The organism is Nitrospinota bacterium (assembly GCA_035528715.1).
Classification (GTDB): Bacteria; JADFOP01; JADFOP01; order DATKYB01; family DATKYB01; genus DATKYB01.
This window is the reverse complement of sequence record DATKYB010000082.1, coordinates 1-9217: the sequence shown is the minus strand read 5'-3', so window position 1 is coordinate 9217 and position 9217 is coordinate 1. Positions and strand designations below refer to the sequence as shown.

The 9217-nt window shown below is 37.0% G+C and carries 8 protein-coding genes; 3 read left to right on the top strand and 5 right to left on the bottom strand.

Features of this window, described 5'->3' with window-relative positions; genetic code table 11:
* Positions 1 to 534 precede the first annotated feature (534 nt).
* From VMW81_06275 to VMW81_06255, 5 genes are all read right to left on the bottom strand, one after another.
* Entirely contained in the window at positions 535 to 1701 is a 1167-nt protein-coding gene (locus tag VMW81_06275; protein HUU50544.1) for a Fic family protein, read from the bottom strand.
* A gap of 431 nt (positions 1702 to 2132) precedes the next feature.
* Positions 2133 to 3671: a sodium:proton antiporter gene (locus tag VMW81_06270; protein HUU50543.1), complete on the bottom strand. Its 1539-nt coding sequence runs from the start codon at positions 3669 to 3671 to the stop codon at positions 2133 to 2135.
* Positions 3672 to 3908: 237 nt separating this feature from the next.
* Positions 3909 to 5003: a hypothetical protein gene (locus VMW81_06265; GenBank protein ID HUU50542.1), complete on the bottom strand. Its 1095-nt coding sequence runs from the start codon at positions 5001 to 5003 to the stop codon at positions 3909 to 3911.
* A 46-nt stretch (positions 5004 to 5049) separates the two neighbouring features.
* Entirely contained in the window at positions 5050 to 5796 is a 747-nt protein-coding gene (locus tag VMW81_06260; GenBank protein HUU50541.1) for a nucleoside phosphorylase, read from the bottom strand.
* Positions 5797 to 5828: 32 nt separating this feature from the next.
* Positions 5829 to 6935 carry a DUF362 domain-containing protein gene (locus VMW81_06255; protein ID HUU50540.1) on the bottom strand — a complete coding sequence of 369 codons (1107 nt, stop codon included), beginning with the start codon at positions 6933 to 6935 and terminating at the stop codon, positions 5829 to 5831.
* Positions 6936 to 7255: 320 nt separating this feature from the next.
* On the opposite strand from VMW81_06255, the gene VMW81_06250 reads away from it, so the two are divergent.
* From VMW81_06250 to VMW81_06240, 3 genes are all read left to right on the top strand, one after another.
* A complete protein-coding gene (locus VMW81_06250; protein HUU50539.1) occupies positions 7256 to 7966 on the top strand; it encodes an SDR family oxidoreductase in 711 nt (236 codons plus the stop codon).
* 127 nt (positions 7967 to 8093) lie between these two features.
* Positions 8094 to 8825, top strand: coding sequence for a ComF family protein (locus tag VMW81_06245; protein HUU50538.1), 732 nt, complete (start codon positions 8094 to 8096; stop codon positions 8823 to 8825).
* Positions 8826 to 9014: 189 nt separating this feature from the next.
* Positions 9015 to 9217: glyceraldehyde 3-phosphate dehydrogenase NAD-binding domain-containing protein (locus VMW81_06240; GenBank protein ID HUU50537.1), on the top strand; the 203-nt coding region annotated here is incomplete at its 3' end.

Sequence of the window (9217 nt, the reverse complement as noted above, 5' to 3'; positions counted from 1 at the left end):
TAATGACAATATTAAAATGATAGGACGAACAATAATCTCTTTCCAATTCCATCGATCTTTTGTCACTATAAACAGAATAATTAATCCGAGAAAAACAAAAGATAAAAATATTAAAAAGCCAGTACCCATCTTATTACCTCTTTCGAACCAAAAATTACAATGAGTGGAATTACAGATTTAGTATGAATTAACTATTTTCTATCACAGGAAAAGATATTTTTGCAATAGTTTTTTGCGGGTTTGTTATGTGACTTTCTTGCGTGCCCAAGAAAGTTACCAAAGAAGGGCACCCCAAGATTTTTCTTATCGGTATTTGACCGCGCTCGCTTCGGAGAAGCAACAAACTCGAGCCTAGCTCTCAAACAGTTCCTTCTTTTTTCCTCGCTCTCTTGCCAAATCCCTGAAAAATCTGAAGGGGATTGATGATATGTTTTATCACAAATTTATCAGAATGGATTTTTACACAATGATATGGGGAGAGGTTCGAAAAAAAGATAGATCTGGGCTGGAAAAAGAGAAAGATGAATAATGGATTTAATGTGTCTGTTTTTCAGATCCAGTTAAAAGATTCATCATTTTTGGAGCAATATAAAGCTTTTTCCTTTTCCTTTCAGTCTTTTCCTCAAGAACACCGATTTTGACAAGTTTCATTACGCCTCTTTTTACTGAATTATATGGTAAATCCCATTTTTTACTCAATCTGTAAATAGAAATAACAGGATTTGAAAATATTTCATCAATCAATCGATAAGCAGTATCAGGAATTTTGCCGGCAGTTTCAAGTATTTTAAGGTATTCACCATGCAATTCCAGTATTTTTTTAGAATCAGCTATGGCTTCTTTTGATTGAATTGCAACCCCGCGCAAAAAGAACTTAATCCATTCTTCCCATTCGCCTTTCTTGCTGACATAAAGAAGCCTTGAGTAATAATCATTTCTATACTTCTCAAAAAATGATGATAGATAAAGAAGAGGCTGGGTTAAACAACCTTTTTCACAAAGGAAAAATGTAATTAAAAGCCTTCCAGTTCGGCCATTACCATCGAGAAAAGGATGGATAGCTTCAAATTGGTAGTGCATGAGCGCACATTGAATTAATATCGGCTCATCCTTTTTCGCATGGAGATACTTCTCCCAATCGCTCAACGCTTTCTTCATTTCTTCTATTGGTGGCGGCACATATATAGCCTCGTCAAGAGAACATCCAGGCGGGCCGATCCAATTCTGAGAGCGGCGTATCTCACCAGGAGTGGCATGTTTCCCTCGAACACCCTCCATGAGAACTTTATGTATCTCACAAATCAGCCTGGCTGATACAGGTAATTTTTTCAAAAGTTCAACACCGTGATTCATAGCCTCAACATAGTTTTTTACTTCTCGGACATCCGGAACTTTCGGTTCTTTCGGTTCTTCGGCTTCAAAAAAGAATAAGTCATCAAGCGAAGCTAGGGTACCTTCAATTCGAGAACTTGATACTGCTTCCCGCTTTATGTAAGGCGAAATAAGGAGATAGGGATTGGGGAGCACTCTTCCTGTTCCTGATAGTTCTCCAAGAAGTCTGTCAGCTTCGGAAAGAAGTGAAATAATATTTTTATCAAACTTAATACGCGGCGGAAGGGGGTTAGGAACAAATGCCCAATATCCCTCTAGTGTTTTGATGCATTTCCCCGAAGATGAATCCTTGAAGTCTTTGAAATTCAATATATTTTACCTCTAATAAAGATTTTTAAATAAGTTTTTCTATTGACGCATTGTGCAATAAGCAAATTTATTATTGACAGAAATAGCCCTTTTTGTCAATAAAAAAATACATTATTTTTGGATATTTTTTATCACAAATTTATCACAATGCCTCAGAATCCCAAACCATAAATAAATCAATAAATTTTGTAAGACATTGATTTTAGATGGTTCCGGAGGTCGAATCCAAACCGACACAGCCAGAAGGTCACGGAATTTGAAGTGCTAAAATGGTAATTTTTATAAGGGCTTGATTTTAGCTCTTTTTATGTAACTTTCTTGGGCAAGCAAGAAAGTTACATAAATGACAAGTATTTGCGGATTTGAAGTGCAGAAATAACAAGAGGGGCTAAGAAACCTTAGCCCCTCATTTTTAAGCTAATAGGCTGGTCTTAAAAGAATACCAGAGTGACCAGAACAAAGAGTGGGAAGAGGATAATTGCTGAATAGAGCATGTATCCAAGGAAGCTTGGCATATTGACACCATTTTCCTCGGCAATCGATTTTACCATAAAATTTGGCGCATTCCCAATATAGGTGTTTGCCCCAAAGAAAACAGCGCCTGCTGAGATAGCCTTAAGGTATACGGCATTATCGGCTATCAGGGCATGAACAGCCTGAAGCTCAGGCATGCCGGCGTAGAAATTACCAAGGGCTGTATTTAAAAAGGTAAGATACGTTGGGGCATTATCTAGAAAGCTGGAGAGAATTCCTGTAAACCAGAAATAATGATAGGGCTCTTTAACCGCATTAATGATAAAGGCAAGCGAACCCTCTGAACCAGCCTTCAGCATGGCAAGGGCGGGAACGATCGTCATAAATATAGCGGCAAAGAGATAGGCCACCTCCATAATAGGAAACCATGTAAAGCCGTTTTCTTCCCGAAGCTTCCAAGGTGTGAATTTCATAGAGAGAAGGCCCATACAGATTAAAATTCCGTCTCTCAGCATGTTTTGAATTTCAACGTGTATGCCCAATATATTTACCGAACCCAGTTTTACCATACCACTCATCAAAACTCCGCCGACAACCCCAGCGAGAAAGATGAAATTATAGCTACCCACGAGCCTTAAGGGTTGCTTTTCTTCCTTTAATTGTGCCTCAAAAGAAGAATTTCCCTGTTTCATCTCTTTTTTAAAGAGAATGGTATCGATGATAAAATAGACCGTAAGGACGAGGAAGCTTACAAAAATCATGTGGGGAAGAATGTTGAATGTCCAGAAGAATGGAACCCCATGAATGAATCCAAGAAATAGGGGCGGGTCACCAAGAGGCGTGAGTGAGCCCCCGATATTGGCAACCAAGAAGGTAAAAAATATGATGGTATGAACCTTATATTGCCTGTTTTTAATTGACCGGATTACAGGTCTGATTAAGAGCATTGCAGCACCTGTTGTACCCATCCATGATGCAAGGATTGTCCCGACAACTAAGAACCCTGTATTGACTACAGGGGTTCCTGCACGGGTTCCTCTTAACAAAATCCCACCAGCAACCGTAAAAAGAGCCCAGAGGAGGATTATAAAGGGGAAATAATCAATAAGATAGATATGGAGTATCTCATACATGGCATCCCCACCGTAAGCCAGGACGAAGGGAACGGCAAATATGAGAGCCCAAGCAGCTGATATCTTTGGAAAGTGATGATGCCAGAACTCTGGTGCAAAAAGAGGAAATAGGGCAATGGAGAGGAGTATGCCGATAAAAGGTAGAGCGCTCCATATAGGAAGAACCTTCCCTAAACCAGTACCTTCGTGTTTTTGTGCTTCACCATGCGCAGCCTCTTTTCCTTGTTCGGCTTGATGAGGTGCTGATGCAATAACATGGGAACCACCGGCCTCATCCCCTTTTGATTCTGACGCCATAGACTGTCCATAAATTAAACATAAGGATAAAACCAAAAACAGCACTAGGAGAAAACGTATCTTCATCTCTGCCCCCTTGAAAAAGTATTTTAATCTACCTGAAAAAAAGTTTCGTTTTCACTCCTCACCGCCTTCATTGAAGAGCTTAAATATTGATTCAAAACAAAAACTTGAAAAAATTAACATTTATTGTTTTTCAAGTCAATTAAAAATTGAATGAATCTAAAATAGGATATCCTCCCTCCTCTGACTCCTTGAACCCCTCTTCTCTTCTTGAAAACTTCTTTATGACTATTTCCTGTTTCAGAGAAATTTTAAGATTTTTTTAGCAGCTTCCTTTGCACCGCTACACTTCATTTCTTCTCTTTTCTTTTTTTGACTCAAAAGAATATCATTAAGGTAAGAGCCCCATTCCCCTGAGTGAAAATCTTTTCGTGGGATAAAGAGGCTAGGAATATATCTCTTCATTCCTTTTGTTAAAATAGGATATTCAGCAAAATCACCCCTTGAGGTATAGAGGAGGGGTTTTTTATTGGCAATACATTCTGCGACGATTCCGTATCCCGGTTTGCTGATTACAATGTCACAAACCTTTAATAGATGATGGTGGTCAATAAATCTTGGGGGCAGGACCTTTATATTTTCAGGATTTTTAAGAGGAATTTTTGAAAATGATAAAAAGAAATAATCCTTAAGCTTATTTAGAGCGTTAAAATCAATCCGGGCATTATAAAAGCCACCGAAAGAGAGAAGAACCACTTTTTTCTTTAATGAAAAATATTTCTCTAATCCAAGTCTTTTTATAATCTCATCTTTAGAAAGATCTGAATCTCTTATAATAAGGGAGATGTCTTCTTTTCGGGAAAAGATAGACATATCGCCATAAAAGGGAAGACGCAAAAGCAAATCTGCTTTGGAATAGGAGTTTTTTATCTCTTCAATGAGAAATTGATACTGAGGAAATTCCCTCACATAATCCTTGTATATCCAATCCCAAGAGAAATTTCCAATGGCAATCCCAGGGATATTTATCCTTTGTGAAATATCAAAGGCAATCGGTGGAATATCTCCAACAATAACAGATACTTTATTTCTCTCTGCATATTGAGTCTCATCTTTTACAAGAATCTCTTTTATCTTTAAGAGCTCAGCATACTCTCTTAATGTTTTTAATTTATCGAGATTAAGACTATCCCTTTGGATGACTCCTATGTCGCCTTTGAATGAAAAATAATCAAAGGGATCATTGAGGCTTAAGTCAAATAACCATTTTGGCGACGTGGTTTTTACAATGCAGGATATCTTGTCTCTGGATAGATAGAGCTGTTTCATTACCTCTATCATTCTCAAAGTGTGACCGAATCCATGTCCACTAATATAGAAAAGTATCTTTTTCAAGCATTTCATCCTTTATATTTAAAGATGGACAAGGACTGCAACAAGATTAAGAGAATCTCTCGATGGCCTCTAATACAATCTTACATCCATCTCTAAAAGATGTTTTGAATTTTTTTGAGTGAAATTCCCTTTTCCATTTAAGAGAGGAGAGTTCATCAGAAACGATCAAAAGGGCTCCCAAACTTATCTTTTTTGAGAAGGCAACAGTAAAGAGAGCAGATAGTTCCATATCTACCCCAAGGATATTTTGTTTTTTATATTTTTCTACCTTTTTGATTGTCTCCCTATAAGGAGCATCCGTAGTCCATATCTTTCCAATCTTATGATCCAGTCCCTGTCTAAGACATATCTTTGATATCAGACCGACCATTTTTCCACTGGCCCTGGGAACAAAATCACGATTGATATAATGAAAAGATGTGCCTTCTTCTCTGATCGCTTCTTCTGGGATAATGATATCCCCAATCTTTATGTCATCTTGAAGCGAACCGCAGCTTCCTAGAACAAACACATTTCTTACCCCAAGGACAATCAGTTTTTCCAAAATCAAGACCGCTGCTGGTGCACCGATAGCAGGACCAACTATGGCGATTCTTTTATTTCTGGAGGAAAGAAAGTATAGAGACGAAAAATCTAAACGAGATGTCTTGAAGTTCTTCAGTCCAAAATTATCTATTGCCAGTTTAAATTCCCACTGTGAAGGAATGAATAAAGCATCTTGAGAAAGGACAGGGTCTCCTCTTTGCCTTTTTGGAAAAACGATACTTTTGTTTTTAAAATCTTTCTCTTTCAAGAAAATTTCTTAATTTAGTTTAAATTTTTTAATCAACCGACCTCGATAATCTCATAATTTCTTGAACCTAGACCCATCTTCTCCCCATAGCTTAGGATAGAATCGCTTTTCATCTCAGTCACGTCATAGAATTTGTCTTTAGAGTGAATATTATCTTTTAAACGAGAACTCGAAATGCCTGTAGTATGATTCACCATATCTACTGATGCTTGATCAATGGCTACTGGATCTTTTGATGCCAGCATACCGATATCAGGAACAATAGGAAGATCATTAAAGTCAACGCAATCACAATCAGGAGTTATATTAATAAGAAAATTAAAGTAGCCGCATTTATCTCTCTTATTCTTAACGGCACCTAAGGCATACTCAACGGTTTTCTCTTGAGCAGTGGACTCATCCGTTTTCCAATTAATACCTATTGCCTTGTATTTACACACAACCACACACTCACTACAGCCAATACATATCTTTTTATCAATTTTTGCTTTGTTTTTATCAGACCAGGAAATAGCATCAACTGGACACCACTTGATACACATTCCACACGCTATACATTTCTTTGCCTTGACTTTGGGCAGAACGTCTGAGTGTATCATCTGTTTCCCACTGGGGCTACTGCATCCCATTCCCAAATTCTTAATGGCACCTCCAAATCCAAAGAGTTCGTGCCCTGTAAAATGGGAAACAACAATCATTGCATCAGAATGATAAATTCCGCTGGCAATATTAACCTCTCTATAATATTTACCATCAATATTTTCTTTAATATAGTCCAGTCCCCTCAGCCCATCGGCTATAATAATAGGGGCATGAGTACTAAAGAGACCGAAGCCGTGCTTTGCAGCAAGAACAGAATGGTCAATCGCATTTCTTCTCTCCCCACTGTATAGAGTGTTCGTGTCTGTTAAGAAGGGGTTACCCCCGCAATTCTTTACCTCTTCAACAATCCTTCTTATAAAAGAGGGCTGTAAAAAAGTCATGTTCCCCTCTTCTCCAAAGTGGAGCTTTATTGCAACAAAATCCATCTCTTTTATAAGACTTCCAAAGTCAGCCTTTTTATAGAGAAGGGATGTCTTGTCCAGAAGATTATGGTCATAATCGCATTTTAAGTTTGCGAAATAGACCTTGCTTCTCATTAATCTTCTCCTATTCACGAATTCTTCATATAAAATTTTCTTTGATTATGCTAAAGCCTTATTTTTCGGGATTCACTTTATTAATACGGTTAATTTACAGAAATAAGTCTTAAAGTCAATAGTAGAATAATATTGATATGTATTGTCACGGCTTAACTGAAAAGCTATATTTGCATAATGAGAGTTTGCTTGCTTCTATGTTTTTTTTCCATATAATAACAAAATCAATTTAATCGTATTCTTAAAAAAATTATATTTATTTATGAATATAAGTTAATTTTTGAAGATCAAGACCATCCTTATAAAAAGGGGGAGAGGAAATGTCTGAAAGAATCATAGTCATAACCGGAGCCAATCGCGGTATTGGCCTTGGATTTGTCAAATCTTTCTTAGAAAAGGGTGACCGTATTGTCGCTGTGGCGAGACAGCCTGAAAAAGCAATAGAACTTAAGCGTTTAAGAGAAATGTACGAAGAGCATCTCTTTCTTGTCTCTTTTGACGTCACCGATGAAACTGCTATTCAAAAAGCAGTGGATACCGTGCAAAAGAAGTGGAGCTCTGTAGATATCCTTATCAATAATTCCGGAATCTTTGGTGGTAAACCCCAGGATTCGGTCAAGAATCTGAATCTTGAAATCGTAAAGGAAACCTTTGATGTTAATGTTCTTGGTCCTATCCGCGTAACTCGAGGCTTTCTTCCATTACTAGAAAGGGGCAAAGAAAAAAAGATTATTCACATTACCTCTTTGATGGGATCCATCGATGACAACAAAAGCGGTGGTGATTACGCTTATCGGGTATCAAAGGCTGCTCTTAACATGATGAACCGTAGTCTCGCACATGAACTCAGAGAACAGCGCATTTGTTCTGTGGTCATGCATCCTGGTTGGGTAAAAACTGATATGGGTGGCCCTGAAGCCCCCATATCAGCAGACGAATCAGTTAGAGGAATGATGACGGTAATCTCTAAGTTAAAACCGTCCGATTCAGGCAGCTTCTTTAACTATCAGGGCAATCATATGCCGTGGTAGAAATAAAGGGAGGAAGACCAAAGGAAAAATTGTAAACTATTATGTGTTTCTCTGTCCTCCGACATTATAAAACATAAGCAATGGCTTCTCTTTTCCTCCATATTCTGACTGTTAAAGGATTAAAAAAATGAATCTCATCAAAAATATTCTTGATTTTATTCTTCCGCGGGAATGTGTCGTATGTTTTTCCATCTTAAGAGATTCGCAAAAGGATTTTATATGTGATGATTGCTTTAACAAAATCGAGATTGTCCAATATCCTTACTGCAAAGTTTGTGGCAGGCCATTTATTTCCAAGGAAACATTGGCATATAGTCCAGAACATTTATGTTTTCAATGTAGAGAAAAAAGATTTCATTTTAATTCTGCTAGGGCCGCTGGGGTCTATAGCGGTATCTTAAAAGAACTTATTCATATCTATAAATTTCAGAAAAAAAGGGCCTTGGGAAAGTTATTATCAGAGATAATGATTGCTAATCTGAATAATAGATTTGAAAGAATCGATTTTGATACTATTATCCCCGTGCCTCTACATAAAAAAAGATTAAGAGTAAGGGGTTTTGACCAATCTTTGCTTTTAGGGATTAATATAGGTAAACAAATTGGAGTTCCAGTTTTAGCAGATAATCTTACCAGATACAGACATACAAAACCTCAATTAGAACTCAAAGTCAATGAGAGATTTAAAAATGTAAGGGATGCCTTTAGGGTTATAGGAAAGGAAAAGATTAAAGATAAAAATATTTTATTAATAGACGACGTCTTTACTACAGGTGCAACAGTAAATGAATGTTCGAGAATCCTTAAAAAGGAAGGGGCGAGAAAGGTAGATGTCTTTGTCTTATCCATGACATGTTGAAATTGATTCAAAAAAGTTAAAATGAATTAAATTTTAGCACCAATATACAATATTTTTCCAAAATCTTGTCTTTAATGAATAATGATTTATTATTTTTATAAAAGAACGCCCAAAGAAAAAGTTATTGACTTATCAAGAAATGATTTGTAACATAATTTTTTACAATCATAACTTAACAGGAGGTGCAAAATGGCAATAAAGGTAGGAATTAATGGTTTTGGGAGGATTGGGAGAAACTTTTTCAGGGCGTCTATTAACAATAAAGATATGGATTTTGCTGCTGTTAATGACATTACTGACACAAAGACCCTCGCCCATCTCTTAAAGTATGATTCTGTTCATGGAATATTTCAAGGAGATATAGAGCCAAAGAAGGATAGCCTCATAGTAAA

What these genes read in the sequence shown, in the direction of transcription:
- VMW81_06245 (HUU50538.1), top strand. Translation starts at nt 8,094, where the DNA reads ATGAATCTCATCAAAAATATTCTTGATTTTATTCTTCCGCGGGAATGT.
- VMW81_06270 (HUU50543.1), bottom strand. Translation starts at nt 3,671, where the DNA reads ATGAAGATACGTTTTCTCCTAGTGCTGTTTTTGGTTTTATCCTTATGT.
- VMW81_06250 (HUU50539.1), top strand. Translation starts at nt 7,256, where the DNA reads ATGTCTGAAAGAATCATAGTCATAACCGGAGCCAATCGCGGTATTGGC.
- VMW81_06255 (HUU50540.1), bottom strand. Translation starts at nt 6,935, where the DNA reads ATGAGAAGCAAGGTCTATTTCGCAAACTTAAAATGCGATTATGACCAT.